Below are 20231 nucleotides of genomic sequence, written 5' to 3'. Positions count from 1 at the left end.
GCATGCGGCCGCTGAGGAGACGACTGCCCGGCTGGGCGCTCCTGCTCGTGTCTGTACCGCTCGGTCTCGCCTCGATCGCAGTCGGCTGGGCGTTCAACGGACTGGATCCGCTGGATGTCCAGTGCGCGCGAGGACCGTTCCCCGACGCCGGCGGTCCCTTCTTCGAGCCGACTCGCGTGACGGGAGAACCCACTCTCCTGCCCGTCGGGGTGTCCTGCACGTACGACGTCGACGGCGACGACGTCGGCGCACAGACGATCCGCCACGACAACCTCTCCGCGACGGTCGGCCTCATCGTGAGCACCCTCGCCTTCGGCGGCGGCGGGGTGCTCGTCCTCGTCCGTGACTAGCGGGGACATGTCCCTCGGGCTGGTCGACTTCGCGTCGAGGCGCGCTCGATCACCTCGGCCGCGATCACGTGTGGCCTGGTGACGGCGATCCCCGAGGGGAACGGTGCAGCGCTATCGTTCGGGCATGATCCTCCCCGAGCACTTCCTGACGTTCGTCCTGGCGTCGGTCGCTCTGATCGTGGTTCCGGGGCCGAGCGTCCTCTTCACCATCAGCCGGTCGATCGCCTTCGGTCGCCGCGCCGGCGTGCTGAGCGTGATCGGGAACGCGCTCGGAGTCACACCGGCGGTCCTGGCGGTCGCGTTCGGCGTGGGTGCCGTCGTGGCGTCGTCGATCCTCACCTTCACGGTCCTCAAGCTCGCGGGGGCCGCCTACCTCGTCTGGCTCGGGATCCAGGCGATCCGCCACCGCCACGCGCACACGGCCGCATCACCTGTCGCTCCCGCATCCTCGTGGACGCTCCTGCGCCAGGGGGTCGTCGTCGGGCTGACGAATCCGAAGACGATCGCCTTCTTCGTCGCCGTCCTGCCGCAGTTCGTGGACCCGGCCGCGGGCCCCGTCTGGGCGCAGCTGCTCCTCCTCGGCCTCACCTTCCAGGCTCTCGCACTGCTCTGCGACAGCGTGTGGGCCCTCGCGGCGGGCACAGCGCGCGCCTGGTTCGCCTCCTCCCCCCGGCGGATGTCCACCCTCACCGGCACCGGCGGCGTCGTGATGATCGGCCTCGGCGGCACACTCGCCCTCGCCGGCTCGAAGAGCTGATTCGGGAGCGAGCGGAGCCTGCACGTCCCTGCAGCGGACGCCTGCCGGCCAGCGGGCGCTCCTGGACCGAGTGCCTCCCTCGGGGTCATGGAGTCCGCCCGAGCGGGGCGACAGGAGTCCCCCCTCTGCTTCGCGTCGTCTACCGGCTTCCTCACTGTCATCTCGGTGGATCTGGGGCGGTTGCAGGCTTCCCGAGGTTGCTGAGCGCAGATTCCGTGAGCGGCCGAGCAGGCCCGCGCTAGGGAAGTCGCGGTGGCGCGATCAGTTCGAGGAAGCCGCCGAGCGCACCCTCGAGGTAGACGATGCGCGTACCCGCTCGGGCGCCGCTGGTCATCCGGTGGGGCGGACCGACCGGCCGCCAACCGTGCCCCGCACACAGGCCCAGCACCCGGTCGAGGTCCGAGACCGTCAGCGCGATGTGCACCGTGCCGATGTCCGCGGGTGAGCCGGCTGCTCGAGCCGACCGAGGGGGGTCGTACTGCAGCAGCTCGACTCGGTGGTCTCCGAGCGTCACCACCGCTCCCCGGATCGTCGTTCCGTCGACGCCCGTGGTCGCGACCGTGATGTCCGCATCGAGCGTGAAGGTGCGTTCGAGTGTGAAGCCGAGACCGGAGCACCACAGTTCCACCGAGTCGTCGAGATCGGTCACGGTGAGGCCGGAGTGAGCGACGGCCGAGACGAGTGGTGATGTCATCCCTTGAGTATCCGGCTCGACTCGGCGGTCCCTCGAGAACGGGGAGCGGGGGTACAGCCATCGACGCATTGAGCAACATACCGCCGATAGTTGATATTATGTCGGTTGATCTGACGAAGTTGCTCGATGTGCACCCGTGCCTCCTGCCGGCGCCCGGCCCCTCAGTACCGAGTGGTTGGCATGTCGCAGGATGTTCTGATCTTTTCCCACGGTTCGCAGGCGACCTGAGCTTGTCAAGGACTCGGCCTCCTCGAGACCCATTCTTCAGCCGAAGAAAATTACTTTGACGTGAGAAATGAGCGGGCTGCTAGATGCGATGTCAAGAAGCATAGACGCTCCATCTAGGCCGTCACCAACATCAAGAACAAGACGCGAATGTGGTCGTCGTCTTCTCATTTCCGTCTCGAAGTTCATTCGTACAGTAGGGGCCCTGAATATCCCACCGAGAGTGCAGACGAGGGATTCTGCATCGAGACTGATGTTGACTCTGTCCAGCGCGGTTGCAGCGGAGAGGGCGAGTTCCACCGCTCCTCTCTTACAGATGTCGGCAGCTACTGGATCGCCGTCACTCTCTGCTTCTGTCACCCATCTGGAGAAGGATGCGACTCGTCGAACGCGGGCTTGGTCGGCTTGCAGTGCGATATAGGCTTCCTCGACGTCAGCGAATTCGTCTCGAAGTCGATCGAGTAGAACCGTGTCAGGACCGCGCCCGTCGTAGGCGCGCATGGCCGCGTCGAGGGCTGCGCGCCCGAACCAGTAGCCGCTACCCGCGTCTCCCATGATGTGGCCCCAGCCATCGACCCTCACCACTGCGTCCGCTCCGACGGCGAGCGTGACGACTCCGGTCCCTGCGGCGACGACAGCGCCCTGTTGCTCGCCGAGAGCTCCGAGGTAAGAAGTGATCGAGTCGTGGGCTATCAGAACCTTTTGCACGCCGAGGTCCCTTAGCGCTTCGAGTCCGAGCAGGTTCTCGTTCCCAGTGAAACCAGTAGACCCTACGGCTATCTCCTCCACCTGACCGATCTGACCAATGATCGAGGTCGCTACCGCTTCTAGTTCGTTACCGAGGTGTACGTCGGTGCGGATCCCGTGATGGCTCGACGTATCCAGCTCATATACCCCGCCATTGCCGCCAAAGACCCGGACTCGGATGCCACTCTGGCCGGCATCGATCGCAACCGAGCTGCCCATCAGGCGGCACGAGATGACGAAGGAGCAGCCGGATCAGTCGATGGTGAGTTCATAGATCCGTGCGGAAACACCGGGGGTAGGCGGGGTGAGAGCGATCCGGCCGTTCCCGTTTCCGGAGATCGTCCAGGCCGTCGCGGACACCGGATAGATCTGCCGGAGCGAGGTCGGCGTCTTGTTCGCGCCGAGGTCGAGCTCGAGGGTCTCGGTGGTCGATTCGCTCCGATGCCACACGTAGAGCAGCGACCGGCCGGAGCATCGGAGCCGCAGCGAGAGTGCGGGTGCCTCCCAGTCCGGGTAGCCGCTCGGCCACTCGGGAACGGCGTCCGCGATGTCGGAACGCACTGCGGTGAACACTCGGACCGCCTCTTCGACGAGGGCGAACTGCTCCTCGTTCATCCGGTTCAGGAAACCGGACAGGTAGAGACGGCCGGACAAGCCCGTCACCATGGTGAACGCGATCTCGTCCTGGCTCATCCACGGCTGCGGGTACGCCCAGCTGGCCGCCTGCTCCGGGAGCATTTGCATCGGTGCGGCGGCGGCAATGGGCGGGTACAGCCGGAAGTCCTGCTGGTCCGACGTCGACTGCAGGTCGAAGACCTCCATCATCCCGAAGTCGGAGCGCATGGCGCCCGAGCTGCAGTTCTCGAACACCACGTCCGGATGCCGAGCTCGGAGCGCGGCGAACCAGCTCAGGTGCGCGCGGTTGTGCGCGAGGAGCCCCGCCCCGGCCGAGAAGGCGTCGAGGTCCGTCCCCGCGCCGGGAGTGACGTTGTAGTCGAGTTTGAAGAAGCGCACGCCGAAGTCGGCGATGAGTCGATCGAAGGTCCGATCGAGGTGCTCTCGGGCGGCCTCGTTGCGCAGATCGAGGAAGTAGCGGTCGTGTTCGCGGACCCGGATCCCGTGTCGCTGGAGGAAAGCCTCGGCCGGGAGTGCGTCGGCGAGGGGGCTGCGGACGCCGATGACCTCGGGCTCGACCCAGATGCCCACCTTCATTCCGTGGGAACGGATCTCGTCAGTGACTCGAGCCAGTCCGCCACCGGGGAACCGTCGTGTCGACGGGAGCCATTCGCCGACGCTCGGCCACCAGTCCCCCTCCTCGCTGTCGTCGTACCAGCCGGCGTCGATGCAGAAGCACTCCGCCCCGACCGCGGCGGCAGCCGCGATGAGGGGGAGCAGCCGCTCGGTCGTCGGATCGCCGAGGATCGTGTTCATGAAGTCGTTGAAGACGAGGAGCGAGGAACTGTCCGCTCGCTGCGCTCGTCGGAGCCAGCGACGGTGCCGTGTCAGCTCGGCGACTGCGCTCGCTGCGCCGGCGCTGCCGACTGTGAACGATGCGGGGACGGACTCGAAGCTCGCTCCGGGGACGAGTTCCTCGGCCCAGTGATGATGGAGGTCCGTCGGACCGAGCAGGACGAGAGCCAGCGCGTCCTCGCCTTCGCGCTGGTTGTCGATCTCCCAGCGCCAGCCGCCGTTGTGCTCGATCTGCCAGGCGATCGCGCGACCGGATCGGGGGTGCTCGAGTACCCCCGTGGGCAGCGCGCGAGCCGTCGTCCAGGTCGAGGTCCCTGTCGCTGCGGTGTATCCGCGTCCGGGCTGATGGTTGGTCCCGGAGTGGAAATCGCCGAGCCCTGCCTGCGACCAGGCTTTCGTCACCACCCACCGGTTCTCAGCGAGCTGCTCACCCGATCCCGAGTGCAGCAGCGCGTCGTGCGGATCGTCTCCGTGACTGACCAGCGCACCGATCGCAACCGTGGACAGCGCCTCCAGTACGACCGGCGTCGGACCCTCGTTGCGGACCGAGGTCCTGACACGGGCACCCGCGATGTCGGGAGACGCCGTGAAGGCCACCGTCACGACGAGACCCGTCCGAGCATCGCGCTGATCGATCTCGAGGTGCGCGACGCCGTCGATCGTCGATTCTCGGACGTCGACGAGACGAAGGCGCGCTCCTACGCCGGTATGCGTGAACCGAGTCGTGTTCCGAGCGCGGCCGTCGCCGGTGACGATGGCCTCGACGAGTGGCTGCGTCGCTTCGGTGACCACCTGCTCCGGTCCGGCGTTCACGCCCACGATCCGGACCGGGTGCTCCCCCGAGCCGAAGGACACCGTCAGGGCCCCGGCTCGCCAGACGAAGATCTCCTCGGTGGGTGTGACGACATCCGCCACGGAGGACGGCTCCTGAGTGGCTCGGACGGTTTTCGCGCTCCTTTGTGGCTCCGCTGCACGCATCATGCGCCCCCCACGCTCCCCCGGCCCGAGAGGCGCTCCACTCCGAGGAGCAGGGCGGAGTGGTCGAGCCCGCCGTCGCCGTTCGCGACCATCGACGCCATGAGCTGACCGAGCAGCGCTCCGACGGGGACGACCACTCCTGCTTCCCGGGCGGCGGCGAGCACGATGCCGAGGTCCTTGTGGTGCAGTTCGATGCGGAACCCCGGCGCGAAGGAGTGCGCGATCATCCCGGCCGCCTTGCGATCGAGGATGCGGTTTCCGGCGAGGCCTCCGGCGAGCACGCTCACGGCGGCCTCGAGGTCGGCGTCGTGGGCGTCGAGGAAGGTGAGGGCCTCGGCGACCAGCTGGATCGTGCCGGCGACGATGAGCTGGTTCGCGGCTTTGACTGTCTGGCCCGACCCGCTGGGGCCGACGTGCACGATCGTGCTCCCCATCGCGGCGAAGACGTCGCGCGCGGCCTCGAAGTCCTCGGCCGCACCGCCGACCATGATCGAGAGCGCGCCGTCGATGGCGCCCTGCTCGCCTCCGCTGACCGGGGCGTCCAGCGCCCGCACTCCGACGGCTGCGGCCGCGTCCGCTACTCGGCGGGCCGTCGCGGGGGCGATCGAGCTCGCGTCGATGAGCAGGGCGCCGCTCTTCGCCGAGTCCAGCACTCCGCCCTCTCCGAGTACCACCTCCTCGACGTCGGGGGAATCGGGCAGCATGGTGATGACGACGTCGGCACCGTCCACGGCCTCGGCGACGCTGCCGGCTCGCCGCCCGCCGTGCTCGACGAGAGCGTCGAGGTTGGCGCTGGAGCGGTTGAAGCCGGTGACGTGGAAGCGGGCGTCGACGAGGTTCTTCGCCATGGGCAGTCCCATGATCCCGAGTCCGATGAAGGCGATCTTCTGCATGAGGTTCCTGGATCTGTGTGTGGGTGAGACGGGATGGGAGAAGGAGTCAGGCCGGCTGTGCGGTCCGGCGCGCCGCGACGGAGCCGACCACGAAGCGAGCGCGCTCGCGCAGCTCATCGAGGCTGCCGTCGTTGAAGGCGTCGCGAACGAGATCCCTGCTCAGGCCGATGATCGAAGCACCGGTGTCGAGGTAGTCCGCCGCCTGGCTGATCAGGACGCCGCCGGTGGGGAACAGGGCGATCTCGGGGAGGGGCCCGATGAGCTCTGCGAGATAGTCGAGGCCGCCGACCGGCCCGATGGGCGACACCTTGACCGCTTCGACCCCGAGCTCCCACGCATGGACGATCTCCGTCGGGGTGAGGGCACCGGGGATGAAGGGCACTCCGCGCGCCGCCGCAGCGGCGACGAGCTCGGGCGAGGTGATCTGACTGACAAGGAACTGCGCCCCGGCGTCGATCGCGCCGTCGACCTGAGCGAGCGTGCGAACCGTGCCGGCGCCGACCACCGCGTCGGCGGGCATCCGTCTGCGGATGTCCGCGATGACCTGCAGGGCTCCGGGCGTCGTCATCGTGATCTCGACAGCCGGGAAGCCCTCGTCGAACAGCACATCGCAGACGGGGATGAAGGCGGTCGACTCGGAGGCGCGCAGCACGGCCACGATCGGTCGGTCGCCGAGTCGACGGGTCAGCTCAGTCATGGGAGGGCTCCTTCGAGAGGGGTGACGGCGCAGTGGGGGTCCGGGTGGAGTCGGTAGCCTCGACCTGGTCGAGCGCCGCTTCGAGCAGGCCGAGCCGAGCATCCGAGGCCAGACCGGCGTGGTACAGGTGCAGCTCGGTGGCGCCGGCCTCGAGGAGGGCGGACCAGTGCCGGACGGTCTGCTGGACATCGATCGGGGTGGGGGGCAGGACCGTGCAGTACGCCCCGATGGCGAGCGAGGGATGCGCTGCTCCGGCGAGTCGTGAGACCTCGGCGACGCTCTCCGACCCCTGCGCCCAGGCGGCGGCGACGACACCGTCCAGGTCGCGCGCGTCGTCGAGAAGAGCGCCGAACGGCCCCGTCGCCCAGACCTCGCTCGAGCAGTGCAGGGTCACCCTCGACGCGCCGGCTGATCGAGCCGCGTCGAGCACGGCTGTCCGGAGCTCGAGTGAGGCCGACCGCCGGGTCTCGAGCAGCACGTCGGCGGTCGTGTCGCCGAGAGCGCCCCGCAGGCCGTCGTCGAGCGTCGCTGAGGTGTCGGGTGCGCGGGAGAGCGCCTCGCGGACCGACTGCCGCAGAGCATCCGCCCCGCCCCGTTCGTCGTAGGCCGAGCAGCATGCCGCGCAGAAGCACACCGACAGGAGTGCCTCTTCGAGAGGGCCGTAGTCGGCCCCCGCGGTCTTCTCGTGCGCGCTCAGATGGCCGAAGCCCATCGGGCCCACGGCCTCGAGGATCACGCTGTCGACGCCCGCCAGTGCGACGCACTCGGAGGTCAGCGTGGCGGCGTACTGCCGGACCTCTTCGCTCGAGGGGCAGAGAGAGTAGATGTAGACGTCGCCGAACGCGTTCGTCGTGCACAGGTCGGGCGCGACCGGTGACGACGTACCACCCGCTGCGATTCCGTCGGCGTGCGTCAGCGCGAGCCAGGCCTGGCTGGCGAGACCCGCCTGGGCGAGTGCATCGCGAGCCCTGGCGAACGAGTCGTGTCCGGCCCATGCCGCACCGTCGCCGGGTGTGAGGCGCTGACCCGCCCACGCGCGCTCCCGCACGGGGACGTACAGCGCGGCGGTGCGGGCCTCGACGACGCGATGCCCGGGATGACGTGGCGTCGCCGCCCGAACGGAGTGGTACGCGGCGGCCAGGGTGACGCTCGAGACACCCGACCGCGCGATGCGCCGAGCGGCAGCGGGGTCGCCCACGACGTCCCACGGGTAGAAGTAGGCCGTTGAATCGAAGGAGGACCCGGTCTGGAACGAGCCCATCAGAATCGGGGCAGCGTCGGGTCGTAGTCGGGGTCGATGGAGCGCATGTAGACCGTGTCCTCCCGGGTGGTGCGGCCCGACTCCACGTAGACGCGGTGCTGGCGTTCGAGGGCCTCGAGGTCGAGTTCCACTCCGAGGCCCGGGCCGGTGGGCACGGCGACCGAGCCGTCCCGTATCGCCAGGACGCCGGGCTTCACGATCTCGTCGGTGTGGTTCCACGGGTAGTGCGTGTCGCACGCGTAGGTGAGTGTCGGTGATGCCGCAGCGACGTGCGTCATCGCGGCGAGCGAGATGCCGAGGTGCGAGTTCGAGTGCATCGACAGACCGATGCCGAGCGTGTCGCAGATGGCGCCGAGCTCCCGGGTGTGCCGGAGACCGCCCCAGTAGTGGTGGTCGCTCAGGATGATCTGCACGGCGTTCTTCTCGAGCGCCTCCTTGATCTGCTCGAAGGCGACCACGCACATGTTGGTGGCGAGCGGGATTCCGGCCGACTCCGCGACGGCCGACATGCCGTCGAGGGTGAGCGTCGGGTCCTCGAGGTACTGCAGCACGTCCCGGAGCTCGTCAGCGACCATGAGCGAGGTCTCGACGGTCCAGGCGCCGTTCGGGTCGATGCGCAGCGGCAGATCGGGGAACGCCTGCGCGAGTGCGCGGATGGCCGCGATCTCCTGCTCGGGCGGGAAGACGCCGGCCTTGAGCTTGATCGACCCGAATCCGTACTCGTCGATCAGCTGCCGGGCCTGCTTCACGATGCCTGCGGGGTCGAGGGCCGCACCCCATTCGTCGTCGGCCGTGCTGCCGTCGGCCGCCGGATGCCCGGCCCACTTGTAGAAGAGGTACGCGCTGTACGGAACCTCCGTGCGGACGGCGCCGCCGAGCAGTTCGCTGACGGGAACTCCGATGATCCTGCCCTGGGCGTCGTGGCAGGCGACATCGATGATCGAGTAGACGACGCGGCGCTGGATGCGTGTCAGTCCGCCGTCGTCGCCGCCGAGTGCCGTGTTGATCGCCGCTTCGATCCCGTTGAGGTCGAAGACGCTGAGCCCGAGGACGGCGGGCCTGACGACCTCGAGCCGGTCGAGGACCTCGCGCTCGCCCGAGCCCTCGCCGAGGCCGATGACGCTGCCGTCGGCGACGACCAGCTGGACGATCGTGCGGAGAGCGAGTGGTTCGTGGACGCCGATGGAGTTCAGCAGCGCGGGGTCGCGGAAGGCGATCGGCGTGATGACGAGGTCCGTGATGCGGTGCTCCGGCTTGCCGGTGGAATCGAGCTCGACCGGCTGCCCGTCGGGGGTCGAGGGGGTGGGAGTGAGGATCGTCATGGTCGTCAGCCTTTCGTTGCGCCGGACGTGATGCCGCGGATGAGCGACTTCTGCATGAGCAGGTACACGATGAGGCTGGGGATGAGAGCGAGCAGAGCGCCGAAGAGCAGCACGCCCGGGCCTGTCTGGGCGTCGGTGCGCAGCACGCTCAGGGCCACCGTGAGGGTGTAGTCGCTCGGATCGTTCGCGGCGATCAGAGGCAGCAGGTACTGGTCCCAGATCATCATGAATCCGAAGATCGTCACGACGCCGAGCACCGGCTTGCACAGCGGCAGGATGATCGACCACAGCATCCGGAGCTCGCCGACGCCGTCGAGGCGGGCCGCCTCCTCGATCTCGTGAGGGATGTCCTTCATGAACTCGGTCATGATGAGGATCGAGAACCCCCAGACCGCGACAGGCAGGATCACGCCGAACACGGTGCCGCGGAGACTGATGCCGAGCACGGGGATGTTGCCGATGACCTGCGAGAGCGGGATCGCGATGACCTCTTCGGGCAGCATCATCGTCAGCAGGAAGAGCAGCAGGACGATCGACTGTCCGCGGAAGCGGTGCCTGGCCAGCGCATAGGCGGTCAGGATCGAGATCGCGATCTGCAGCAGGAGCCCGCCGCCGACGATGATCAGCGAGTTGGCGAAGTACCCCCAGATGCCCTTGTCGGCGGCGACCTGGGCGGGCAGGAGCGAGGGATTGTTGGGGAAGAGGCTGACCCTCGTCGAGTCGGTGCTGGCGTCGAAGGCGCCCGAGATGATGGTGATGAAGGGAGCGGCGAAGACGAAGAGCACCACGGCGCAGATCAGGATGCGCACGAGGGTGGCGACACCGAACCCGGGCCGCCAGCCCAGCGCCGTGTCGAACTGCGTGTTCGCGCGGGTGGCCTTGTCCTTCGCCGGCCGCAGAGCGGCGACCGCCGTGTCGGGTGCGGCCGGAGAAGTGGGGATCATGCGGCGGCCTTTCTGGAGGAGAGGATGCGGACCCCGAGGGTGAGCACCAGGGTGGCGACCAGCAGCAGCACGGACGCGGCCGAGGCCACCCCGAGGTTGTTGTTCTGGAAGCCGAGCGAGTAGACCCGGGTCATCCACACCTCGGTCGAGCCGGCGGGACCACCACCGGTCAGCACGTACACCTCGGTGAAGGTCCGGAGACTCCGGATCGCCGCGAGGGTCAGCACGACCGAGACCGCTGAGCGCAGTCCCGGCAGGACGATGTAGCGCATGCGCTGCCACACGGAGACTCCGTCGACGGCCGCGGCTTCGTAGAGCGTGCGGTCGATGCCGGCGAGCCCCGCGAGGATGATCACCATGTTGTAGGGCGCGCCCGTCCAGATCCCGACGACCATGACGTAGAAGAGAGCCGAATTCGGGTCGCTCAGGAACTCCTGGGCGGGCAGGCCGAAGACGCCGAGGATCGAGTTGATGAACCCGGTCTCGGTGGGGAAGTACAGGATGCGCCAGATCTCGCCGACCACCGCGAGGGCGGTGACGACGGGGAGGAAGACCGCCGTGCGCACCAGGAACAGGCTCCGCGACTGGCCCTCGAGCAGGAGCGCGAGGAGGAAGCCCAGGAGGAGGGCTCCGATGGTCTGTCCCACTCCCAGCACGACCGTGTGCCCGAGCGAATCCAGGAAGCGCTGGTCGGTGAGCACTGCGCTGTAGTTCTCGAAGCCCACGAAGACGTCGCCGAGGAAGGGCTGCACCTTGAAGGCGCTCAAGCGGAAGCCCTCGATCATCGGGATGAACTTGAACACCAGCGCGAAGACCAGGCCGGGCAGCAGGAACATCCACGGGATCAGCGAACGCAGGGTGAAGCGGGGCCTCCTGGTGCGGCCGGCGCCAGCGCTGCGGACCGTGGGGGGAATCGGCCGTGAAGGGGCGAGGCCGACACCCCCCGAGGTGATCGGTCGTTCCGTGGGCTTCGAGGTCACTTCAGCAGATCCTGGTTCTTCAGTTCAGTGGTGATGGTGCTGTCGATCGATGCCAGGCCGGCCGGGATGTCGCTGTTGCAGTCCGCCATCATGGCGTTCATGCCGTCGGCGAGGGCCTGGCGGATGGGGTTGTAGTTGATCGACCAGGTGAACGTCTTGGCGTCGTCGTCGTAGGAGTCCGCGACGACCTGCCAGCGCTCGTCTCCGAGCACGTCGGCGACGTCGACGTTCTTGTTCACCGAGAGACGCACGACCGGCTGGCTCACCGTCGTCGAATCGGCGGGCTGGACATCCATGGCGAGCTCTTGGGCCTCGGGAGAGATCAGGTACTCGGCCAGAGCCTTCTGCTGCTCCGCCTTCGTCGAGCTCGCGCCGAAGTAGATGTTCTCGCCCTCGGCGAAGGTCGTCGTGCTGGCAGGCCCTGCGGGCATCGGCACAACCTCGACGTTCTCCTTCCCGACGGCGCGGTCGAAGTTCGGGATGTTGTAGGGCCCGGTCAGGTAGATGCCCGCGGTGCCCTCCGCGAAGAAGGGTGAGTCGCCGGTGGTGAGGTTCAACGACCCCGGGACGACGTTGCCCGGCGTGCAGAACTGCGTGCGGATGAACGTCATCGCCTCGGCGGTCTCGGGGGAATCGATGACCGACTTGTAGGTGCCCTCACCGTCGCTCTCGATGATGTCGCCGCCCGCCTGCCAGATGTACGGCACGCCCCAGCGGGCGATGTAGGCGCTCTTCGCGGTTCCGGGAACGACCATTCCGTAGGTGTCCGCCTGACCGTCGCCGTCGGGATCCTGGGTGGCGAAGGCCGTGGCCATCGCCGTGAGATCGTCCCAGGTCTTCGGCTGGGCGAGGCCGAGCTTCTCGCGCCAGTCTTTGCGCACCATCAGCACGTTCGTCTGCCGGGAGAACGGGACGCCGTAGATCGTGCCGTCGAGTCCCTTGTTCTGGTCCCAGGTTGTCTGGCTGATGTCGGCCTCGCCCTCGATGCTCGACTGGTCGACCGGCAGGAGGAACCCCTGCGAGGCGTAGTTGCCGAGGGATGCTGCGTCATTGATCATGACGTCGGGAAGGTCCTTCTCCGAGGCGCGCGCGGCGAGCTGGGTGTCGAACTCCTCCACGGCCTGGTAGTTGATCTCGATGCCGGTCTTCTCGGTGAAGTCGGCGAACACCTTCTCGTAGGTCTTGGCCGCATCGGCACTGGAACGGGTCCAGACCTCGAGAGGCTCACCGTCGTCGCTGCTGGACGAGCTGGCGCCGCCCGTCGAGCAGGCGCTCACCGAGCCCACCAGCGCGAGCGCTGAGACCACGGCGAGAGTCCTGCCGGCCAGAGAGAACTTCTTCATTGATGTTTCTCCATTCACATATGTAAATACGTTCCATCTTTGTGAACGTGTGCGCTAAGCTACATACCAGATCCGGTGCCGTCAACAAGGGAGTGTGTGCAATGGTGCGACGTCTGCTGATGACCGGCGGTTCGGGGGTGGTCGCTTCGCTCATCCGGCCGATCCTGGCCGATGCGGGATGGTCGGTCACACTCCTCGACCTCGTCGAGCCGCGCGAAGCGCTGCGCACTTCCGAGACGTTCGTCAACGGCTCGATCACCGATCAGCACGTCGTGACTACGGCCTGCCAGGGCATCGACGTCGTCGTCCATCTGGGCGGCTTCGCTCAGGAGCGACCGTGGCCCGACATCCTCTCGACGAACATCGACGGAACTCGGACGGTCCTCGAAGCGGCACGATCGGCCGGCGTCATGAAGCTCCTGCTGGCGAGTTCGATTCATGCCGTCGGTTACGCCACGGCGGCCGAGACGCTGTCGGCCGCCGAGCTCGCCCCGTGCCCCGACTCCTACTACGGCGTCAGTAAAGCGGCGATGGAGGCTCTCGGGCGCTTGTACGCCGACCGCTTCGGCATGACCGTCGTGTCTGCGCGCTTCGGCACCACAGAAGCGCTGCCCTCCAACCCCCGTTCGCTCTCGGTCTGGCTGTCGCCGGGTGACCTCTGCCGACTGATCGAGGCGACGGCAACCACCGCGCATCAGGGTGGCCACGTCGTCTGGGGCACGTCGGCCAACACCCGAGGGTGGCTGAACCGCGAAGCCGGACAGCGGATCGGATATCGTCCACAGGACGATGCTGAACAGTGGGCGGCCTCCCTGGGGAGCCCCGACCCGCTCCCGTCGACCGTCCGGGTCGGCGGTGGGGTCATCGACAATGCGCTCGGGGAGGCGTGGTGAAGAGAATGATCGAGGTCGATGCGGGGCCACGCGAACTGAAGGTCGCCCCCGACACTGCCGACCTCGGTGCGGGTCCGGTGCGCACGGTGAAATCGGCCGAGCGCACCCTGACGATTCTCGAGACCCTCGGGAAGGCCCGCGCGCCGATCTCCGTCACCGACCTGCACCGTCAGACGGGCTACCCCCGGTCGAGCCTGCACCAGCTGCTGCACACCATGGCCGACGCGGGCTGGATCCAGTTCACCGATGACGGCTCGGGTGTCGAGATCGGATACCGGGCGCTGGTCGTCGGCACCTCCTACCTCGACCGCGACGGAGCGGTTCAGCGGGCGTCGAGAACCCTCGAGCTCATCCGGGACGCATCGGGGTACACCGCGCACTACGCGCGGTTGCAGGGTCCCAATGTCATCTACCTCGCCACCCGCGAGGCGAGCGAATCGCACCGCCTGACCTCGCGCGTCGGCCGCCAGCTACCCGCCCATGCCACCGCGCTTGGGAAGGCGCTGCTCGCCGAGCTCAGCCCGGACGAGGTCTCAGGTGTGCTGCCCCCCGGCCGACTGCCCGCCCTGACAGCCAATACGGTGACCGATGCCGTCCACCTGGCGGAGCAGCTGGAGGAGACCCGGGCTCGCGGATACTCGATCGAGCGCGAGGAGAACACCCTCGGAGTGTCGTGCATCAGCGCCGTGGTCCCCTACCGCATCCCCGCGACGGACGCGATCAGCTGCTCGATCCCTCTGGCAGAGGCCAGCGCCACCGAGCTCGACCGCGTCGCGGCTATCGTGCGACAGCACGCCTGGGGCCTGGCCGACGACCTGCGCCGGGCGGGTATCCGCTGACGTCGTGGTGCCGTTCGTCGTCTACCGGATCGTGCCGCGGCTGCGCCTTCTGGGCGGCCGGACCGTCGCCTTCCGTGGACGCCGCCGAGCGGGCCCTGGCTGAAGTCGGACGCTGACGGCTCCGGGTGCTGGGGGCTCGAGGTCTCTCCTAGTCGAGCGAGGTCTCGGCGAGCCAGTCGTGGGCGATGGTCGCGGCCGGCACCTGCTCGGTGACGCTGCGGGTGTTGAGCTGGAGGAGCCCTTCGGGGGTGAGTGTGGCACTGATCGAGTCGATGATCGCGGCGGCGTCCGCGTCGACCTTCTCGCTCGCCACGGGGACGACGTGGGAGGAGAGCAGGAGGCCGGCGGGGTCGTCGAGTTGCACGAGGGTGTCGTCGGCGACGGTGGGTGAGGCGGTGTAGAGGACGGCGAGGTCGATCGTTCCGTTCTGCAGGGCGTCGACGGTGACGGGACCGCCGCCGTCCTCGATGACGGTGTAGTCGACGTCGATGCCGTAGGTGTCGCGGAGTCCGGTGGGTCCGTTGGGGCGGATCTGGCCTTCGGCGGGTCCGCCGAGGGTGACGGGGGTGGGTGCCTTCGCGAGGTCGCCGACGGAGGTGATGCCGTACTCGTCGGAGTACGTCTTCGTCACGACGTAGGTGTCCTGGTCGGTGGCCGGTGAGGCGTCGAGCACGCGGAGTCCCTCGGGTGTCGCGGCCTGGAGGGCTGGATAGACGTCGTCTTCGAGCCGGGCCGTGGTCCGAGGGTCCCAGTAGGTGAGGAGTGGGCCGGTGTACTCGGGGAGGAGGTCGATCGTTCCGTCCTCGATCTCGGCGACGTACACCTCGCGCTGACCGATCCGGAACTGCCGGTCGACGGTGTAGTCGGCGGCCTCGAGGGCCTGGGCGTAGATCTCGGCGATGATCTCGTTGGAGTAGTAGTCCTGCGATCCGATGACGATGGTGTCGCCGCCGGCGTCGGTGTCCGCGGGGTCCGCGAGGGGGTCGGCGGTGGAGGTGCAGCCGGCGAGGACGAGCAGAGCGGCGGCCGCAGCGGCGAGGCGCGCGGCGTGGCGGGTGGGGACGGGCATGGCGAAGCCTCCGTGATCGGCGGGTCGGGTGAGTGGTCGGTGGGGGCGGTCAGCGGGTGGTGACGACGAGCTTCCCTGTGACGGTGCCGGTCTCCATGGCGCGGTGGGCGTCCGCGATGTCCTCGAGGGCGTAGATCGCGCCGATCGGGACGGTCGCGGTACCGGCCTGCACGGCGTCGATGAACTCCTGCAGCACGGCGGCGGGCAGATCGCTCGCCTCGCCGGAGTAGGCGGTGAGGCGCACGCCGTTGAGAAGGAAGTCGATCGGGTAGAAGTCGGGGACGGTCCAGACGTCGGAGAGCATGCCGGTGAAGCAGACCGTGCCGTGCACGCGGGTCGCGCGCAGGGTGTCGCGGAGGGTGTCCGTGCCGACGAGCTCCACGGCGCCGTCGACTCCCCCGGGTGCCGCGGCCCGCACGTCGTCGGCGACGGCGCCCGCATCGAGGAAGACGCGGTCGACGCCGACCTGCTCGAGCGCGGCGGCTTTCGCGGCCGAGCGGGTCGTCGAGAAGACGGTCATGCCGCGCTGCTTCGCGAGGACCGCGAGGGCCAGTCCGACGGAGGAGGTGCCGCCGCGGATGAGGATCGTGTCGCCGGGCCGGGCGTCGATGCCGGTGGTGAGGGATCCGTGGGCGGTCTGCAGCATCTCGGGGATCGCGCCGAGGGTCGCCCAGTCGAGGGTGCTGGTGAAGGGGACGACGCTGGTCGCCGGGACGAGGGTGTATTGGGCGTAGCCGCCGTCGATGGTGCGACCCATCCCGCCCATGAGCGCTGCAACCTGCTGCCCCGGCTCGAACTCGCCGCCGGGAGCCTGGACCACCGTGCCGGTCGCCTCGATCCCCGGGATGCGCGGTAGGGAGCCGAACGAGCCCATCCCGCGCCGGAAGTACAGCTCGGAGCGGTTCAGGCCGAACGCCTCGACCCGGACCAGCACCTGGCCGATGACCGGGACCGGGATCGACACGTCTCGCACCTGCAGGACTTCGGGTCCGCCGAACTGCTCGAGAACGATGGCGCGCATCGTGGTGGTCATCGTGAAGCCTCCTTCTCGTCGGACGCCGCCGGGAGCAGAGCGGCGACAGTCGCGAGAGCCGCTGCGCCGTCGGCGCCGAGGATGCCCTCGAGGGCGTCGTCGATCGCGGGTGTCGTGATCGCGAGCGCACGCCGGCCGGCTTCGGTGGGCAGGAGGATCGATCCGCGCCGATCACTCGGATGCGGGGTGCGCTCGACGAGGCCGTCAGCTTCGAGCCGGTCGATCAGCCTGCTGGCGGCGCCGACGGTGATGAGGAGGTCGTCGGAGACGTCCTGCACGCGCGTCGTCGCCCTGTCGGTGGCGGCGAGCTCGAGGATGCGGTGACGACCGAGCGACACGGCCCCGTCCACAGCCCGCAATCGCCGCTCCACCTGGTTCCATACGTCCGTCTCGAACTGCACGAGAGCCCTGAAGTCCGCAGCGATCGATCCCATAGGATGAATATGCCATAGAATTTATTGCCATGTAATACTCAGTGGCATGACCGACACCATCCAGTCCCGCATGCAGACGTTCGTCGAGTACATCAACAGCGACGATCCCGCGATCGGCGCGTCGATCATCTCGCCGGAAGCGCTGTTCCACGTCCCCTTCAGCGACAGCGCCCTGCAGGGGCTCGCCGGGTACGAGCAGGTCCTCGGAATGATGCGCGGCGGCTTCTCCGACATCCAGTGGACCCTCGAGGAGACGATCGTCGAGGGCGACGCCGTCGCCGCACGCTTCACGCTGCGCGGCACCCACGACGGACCGTTCTTCGGCGTGCCGGCGACCGGCACCGCCGTCGTCGCCACGGCCGTGAACCTCTACCGCTTCCACGACGGCCTGGTCGTCGGCGAACGGGGCATGCCCGACCTGCTGGCGATCCTCACGCAGATCGGAGCGGTGCCGGACCCGGCAGCGAGCTAGCCGCGGTCCGAGCGCCGGCGCTCAGCTCGAACCGCGTCGGTCCGCGGGCCCACTGCAGCCCCGCGAGAGCAATCTTTCTTGTGGCAGAGGAACCACCCGTGGCCATTGCAGAATCGGGGCCCCATCTCGGGGTGACATGCGTTTCGTTGAAGTCTTGGCAGGCGGCTCAATGCTCGGTCTCAGCTACGCGGAAAATCTTCGCCGCAACGCGACCACTGATGTACTTTCGTCATGTACTGGACACCTGTTAATGAACCGTTCTGCTTCTCGGTACGGCTATGGCAGGTGATGCGAACAGTCGGAGGTCAACGAGATGCCGGGCAAGATCGATGTTCACCAGCACCTGCTTCCGCCTCGGTACTTCGAGGCGTTGGCGGCTGCGGGAAGTCTGATGTCGGGGCAATCACAGGCCGTCGCCGGTGGGACGGCGCAGTGGAATCCGTGGGATCTGAGCGGCGGGACGGCGGCGCGGCAGGGTCCGCGAACCGTCGGCGGCTGGCTGATGCCGGAGTGGGATCCTGGAGCGGCGATCGCGATGATGGACGAGGCCGGTATCGAGACGGGAATGCTGTCGGTGAGCGCGCCGGGCGTCCACTTCGGCGACGATGCTGCGGCCCGTGAGCTCGCGCGAGAATTGAACGACTACCAGGCCGAGCTCGTCAGGGAGCGGCCGGACCGCTTTGGTCACTTCGCGGTACTTCCCCTGCCTGATTTCGACGGGGCCGTCGCGGAAGCGGTGCGAGCGCTCGACGAGCTCCACGCCGACGGCGTGCTCCTGTTCTCGAACGCGCACGGACACTACCTCGGCGATCCCGCATACGAACCGTTGTGGACGGAGCTCGCCGCGCGCTCTGCCGTCGTGTTCGTGCATCCGACCGCACCGCCGATCGCGCAACTCCCCGGACTACCCACTGCGCTGCTGGACTTCCCGTTCGACACCACGCGCACGGCCGTCGACCTCGTCGCACACGGGGTGTTCGACAGGCACCCGGACCTGCGGGTGATCCTCTCCCATGCCGGCGGTTTCCTGCCCTACGCTGCGAGCCGGTTCGGCGCAGCAGCGATGTTCAACCCCGGCACCACGCCCGAGAGCATTCAGGCGGGCTTGCGCAGGTTCTACTTCGACACCGCCCTGTCCTCGTCCCCCACCTCGTTGCCGTCGCTCCTGGCGTTCGCGGAGCCGGGCCACGTCTTCTACGGCAGCGATTTCCCGTATGCGCACCCGGAGTGGCGAGCTCGTTTCGACCACTGGCTGGCGACCTACGACGGCCCTGACGCGGACCGGCTGGGAGAGATAGACCGCTCCGCCGCGGAAGAGCTCTTCCCCCGCTTGGTGGAATAGGACGGAACGCACCGGGAAGAGGCGCCGCGGGGAGCCGCGGCGCCTCCGCTGATCCTGGGCACCATTGAACGGCCGCCCCACCACTCACGGACGCGACGTGGTCCAGGCTCCGGCGAGGCTGCGGTCGAGGACACGGCGCCAGCCCGGCGGCGCATGGGGCTCGCGGCTGGTCGTACCGGCCATCCAGAGGATGGCCATGAGGTCGTCATGGGTGAAGTCCGTCGAGAGTGAGCCGTCGCGGTGTGCGGCCTTGACGAGGTCGCGGCCGAGTTCGATGGAGCCGGTGCAGGCGTTGATGAGTGCGGTCGCGTCGGGGAAGCGGCGCAGCATCGCGTCGTTCAGTGCCGGGTCCTCCAGCTGGAGGTCGATCATCCCCGACACGAATCGCTCCAGACGCTCGCGCGAGGAGTGCTCCGCGAGGGCGCGCTGGGTGAGATCCTTCAGCTTGGCGCCGGCGACCGCAGGGATCACGGAGTCGATGAGGGCCTCGCGGGAGCCGATGCGGTTGTAGAGGGTGCCGATGCTCACGCCCGCGCGGCGGGCGATGTCCTCGAGCGGCGCGTCGAGGCCGCGGGCGCTGAAGATCTCGAGGGCGGCGGTGTGCAGCTTCTCGATGTTCTCGCGCGCATCCCGTCGAAGGGCCTTCTGCTCGACCATGCGGTTCTCCCGTGTTTCTTGAGCCATGCCTCAACTTAGGTCTACGGTGATTGTGAGGCCGCACTCAACTTAGCGGCCACCGCCTGCGCACCAGCGCACCCGACGTCAGGATCACTCATGCCACTCCTCACCATCATCGGCGCCGGCCCCGGCCTGGGCCTCGAGATCGCCCGCGTCTTCGGCCGCACCGGCTTCACGGTCGCCCTCCTCTCCCGCAACCAGGAGAAGCTCGACGGCCTGGCGGCTCTCCTCGCCGACGAGGGGATCCGCGCGAAGGGATACGCCGCCGACATCGCCCGGCCCGAGACGGTGACCGCGGCACTCCAGGCGGTGAAGGCCGAGCTCGGCCCGATCGACGTGCTCGAGTTCTCCCCCGCCGACGTCTCGCTCGCCCCGGCCGCCGTCCTCGAGGTCACGTCCGAGAACCTGCAGCCGCAGATCGACTTCTACCTCGGCGGGGCTCTCCGCGCCATCGGCGAGGTCCTCCCGGATATGATCGCCGCCGGCAGCGGCACGATCCTCGTCACCACCGGCGGCGGCTCCATCACCCCCAATGCGGCCTACGCGAACATCGGCATCGCCGCCGCGGGCCTGCGGAACTGGACACTCAACCTCCACGACGCACTCGAGTCCCAGGGCGTCCACGTCGCCCACGTCGCGATCTCCGCCCTCATCAACGGCGGCCACCCCGACGCCGCGGCCGATGTCATCGCGAAGTCCTACCTCGATCTCTACAGCGAGCGCGACCGGGCCGAGCTGCACTACGTCGCCTACAACGCCTGATCCGCGGTTCCCGGACTCGGGCGAGCGAGGATCATTCACGTCCTCGCG

Annotated in this window: 21 protein-coding genes; 7 read left to right on the top strand and 14 right to left on the bottom strand. The window is 68.3% G+C overall.

Translation table 11 applies throughout. From position 1 onward, the window contains the following. Positions 1–2 precede the first annotated feature (2 nt). Positions 3–350, top strand: coding sequence for a hypothetical protein (locus ASG06_RS07710; RefSeq protein ID WP_156465925.1), 348 nt, complete (start codon positions 3–5; stop codon positions 348–350). Positions 351–474: 124 nt separating this feature from the next. Further along, the gene (locus ASG06_RS07705) at positions 475–1107 is read left to right on the top strand and encodes a LysE family translocator (RefSeq protein ID WP_056040739.1); all 633 of its coding nucleotides are present in this window, start codon (positions 475–477) and stop codon (positions 1105–1107) included. A gap of 238 nt (positions 1108–1345) precedes the next feature. On the opposite strand, the gene ASG06_RS07700 is transcribed toward ASG06_RS07705, so the two are convergent. The 10 genes from ASG06_RS07700 to ASG06_RS07660 all read right to left on the bottom strand — a co-directional run bounded on the left by ASG06_RS07700 (position 1346) and on the right by ASG06_RS07660 (position 12661). After that, positions 1346–1801, bottom strand: a complete 456-nt coding sequence (locus ASG06_RS07700; RefSeq protein ID WP_056040737.1) for a VOC family protein — start codon at positions 1799–1801, stop codon at positions 1346–1348. Positions 1802–2065: 264 nt separating this feature from the next. Further along, a complete protein-coding gene (locus tag ASG06_RS19500; protein WP_082499056.1) occupies positions 2066–2992 on the bottom strand; it encodes an N-acetylglucosamine kinase in 927 nt (308 codons plus the stop codon). 33 nt (positions 2993–3025) lie between these two features. After that, on the bottom strand, positions 3026–5158 hold the full coding sequence (locus ASG06_RS07695) for a glycoside hydrolase family 36 protein (protein ID WP_056040735.1): 2133 nt from the start codon (positions 5156–5158) through the stop codon (positions 3026–3028). 62 nt (positions 5159–5220) lie between these two features. Continuing rightward, on the bottom strand, positions 5221–6114 hold the full coding sequence (locus tag ASG06_RS07690) for a 2-hydroxy-3-oxopropionate reductase (protein ID WP_056040733.1): 894 nt from the start codon (positions 6112–6114) through the stop codon (positions 5221–5223). Positions 6115–6160: 46 nt separating this feature from the next. After that, the gene (locus tag ASG06_RS07685; RefSeq protein WP_056040731.1) at positions 6161–6811 is read right to left on the bottom strand and encodes a bifunctional 4-hydroxy-2-oxoglutarate aldolase/2-dehydro-3-deoxy-phosphogluconate aldolase; all 651 of its coding nucleotides are present in this window, start codon (positions 6809–6811) and stop codon (positions 6161–6163) included. Beyond that, the gene (locus ASG06_RS07680; protein ID WP_056040729.1) at positions 6804–8072 is read right to left on the bottom strand and encodes a hypothetical protein; all 1269 of its coding nucleotides are present in this window, start codon (positions 8070–8072) and stop codon (positions 6804–6806) included. Before ASG06_RS07680 ends, ASG06_RS07685 begins: the two co-directional genes overlap by 8 nt. Beyond that, on the bottom strand, positions 8072–9394 hold the full coding sequence (locus tag ASG06_RS07675) for a glucarate dehydratase family protein (RefSeq protein WP_056040727.1): 1323 nt from the start codon (positions 9392–9394) through the stop codon (positions 8072–8074). The genes ASG06_RS07680 and ASG06_RS07675 overlap by 1 nt, the downstream gene beginning before the upstream one ends. 5 nt (positions 9395–9399) lie before the next feature. After that, positions 9400–10338 carry a carbohydrate ABC transporter permease gene (locus tag ASG06_RS07670; RefSeq protein WP_082499055.1) on the bottom strand — a complete coding sequence of 313 codons (939 nt, stop codon included), beginning with the start codon at positions 10336–10338 and terminating at the stop codon, positions 9400–9402. Next, complete coding sequence (locus tag ASG06_RS07665) at positions 10335–11174, bottom strand: carbohydrate ABC transporter permease (RefSeq protein ID WP_082499054.1); 840 nt, start codon at positions 11172–11174, stop codon at positions 10335–10337. Before ASG06_RS07665 ends, ASG06_RS07670 begins: the two co-directional genes overlap by 4 nt. 140 nt (positions 11175–11314) lie before the next feature. Next, on the bottom strand, positions 11315–12661 hold the full coding sequence (locus tag ASG06_RS07660) for an ABC transporter substrate-binding protein (protein ID WP_056040725.1): 1347 nt from the start codon (positions 12659–12661) through the stop codon (positions 11315–11317). A 41-nt stretch (positions 12662–12702) separates the two neighbouring features. Between ASG06_RS07660 and ASG06_RS07655 the strand changes: the two genes are divergently transcribed. Together ASG06_RS07655 and ASG06_RS07650 are read left to right on the top strand one after the other, a co-directional pair. Continuing rightward, positions 12703–13554, top strand: a complete 852-nt coding sequence (locus ASG06_RS07655; RefSeq protein ID WP_156465924.1) for an NAD-dependent epimerase/dehydratase family protein — start codon at positions 12703–12705, stop codon at positions 13552–13554. 5 nt (positions 13555–13559) lie between these two features. After that, the gene (locus ASG06_RS07650; protein ID WP_056040722.1) at positions 13560–14393 is read left to right on the top strand and encodes an IclR family transcriptional regulator; all 834 of its coding nucleotides are present in this window, start codon (positions 13560–13562) and stop codon (positions 14391–14393) included. Between the two features lie 148 nt (positions 14394–14541). On the opposite strand, the gene ASG06_RS07645 is transcribed toward ASG06_RS07650, so the two are convergent. Genes ASG06_RS07645 through ASG06_RS07635 form a run of 3 tightly spaced genes read right to left on the bottom strand, consistent with a single transcriptional unit; the run spans position 14542 to position 16929 of the window. Further along, a complete protein-coding gene (locus ASG06_RS07645; RefSeq protein ID WP_056040720.1) occupies positions 14542–15462 on the bottom strand; it encodes an ABC transporter substrate-binding protein in 921 nt (306 codons plus the stop codon). A gap of 49 nt (positions 15463–15511) precedes the next feature. After that, positions 15512–16495: a zinc-binding dehydrogenase gene (locus ASG06_RS07640; protein WP_056040718.1), complete on the bottom strand. Its 984-nt coding sequence runs from the start codon at positions 16493–16495 to the stop codon at positions 15512–15514. Beyond that, positions 16492–16929 carry a MarR family winged helix-turn-helix transcriptional regulator gene (locus ASG06_RS07635; RefSeq protein WP_082499053.1) on the bottom strand — a complete coding sequence of 146 codons (438 nt, stop codon included), beginning with the start codon at positions 16927–16929 and terminating at the stop codon, positions 16492–16494. The genes ASG06_RS07640 and ASG06_RS07635 overlap by 4 nt, the downstream gene beginning before the upstream one ends. A 46-nt stretch (positions 16930–16975) precedes the next feature. Here ASG06_RS07635 and ASG06_RS07630 point away from each other — a divergent pair, with 46 nt between their 5' ends. Both ASG06_RS07630 and ASG06_RS07625 read left to right on the top strand, forming a co-directional pair. Further along, complete coding sequence (locus ASG06_RS07630; RefSeq protein ID WP_056040714.1) at positions 16976–17401, top strand: ester cyclase; 426 nt, start codon at positions 16976–16978, stop codon at positions 17399–17401. Positions 17402–17714: 313 nt separating this feature from the next. Next, entirely contained in the window at positions 17715–18743 is a 1029-nt protein-coding gene (locus ASG06_RS07625) for an amidohydrolase family protein (protein WP_056040712.1), read from the top strand. 84 nt (positions 18744–18827) lie between these two features. Here the strand turns inward: ASG06_RS07625 and ASG06_RS07620 are convergent, their stop codons facing one another. Next, complete coding sequence (locus tag ASG06_RS07620; protein ID WP_056040710.1) at positions 18828–19400, bottom strand: TetR/AcrR family transcriptional regulator; 573 nt, start codon at positions 19398–19400, stop codon at positions 18828–18830. Positions 19401–19517: 117 nt separating this feature from the next. On the opposite strand from ASG06_RS07620, the gene ASG06_RS07615 reads away from it, so the two are divergent. Then, on the top strand, positions 19518–20183 hold the full coding sequence (locus ASG06_RS07615) for an SDR family NAD(P)-dependent oxidoreductase (protein ID WP_056040708.1): 666 nt from the start codon (positions 19518–19520) through the stop codon (positions 20181–20183). Positions 20184–20231 lie beyond the last annotated feature (48 nt).

The organism is Rathayibacter sp. Leaf185 (genome assembly GCF_001423885.1).
Classification (GTDB): domain Bacteria; phylum Actinomycetota; class Actinomycetes; order Actinomycetales; family Microbacteriaceae; genus Rathayibacter.
The sequence above is the reverse complement of the archived record's forward strand: the minus strand, read 5'-3'. Positions and strand labels throughout refer to the sequence as shown.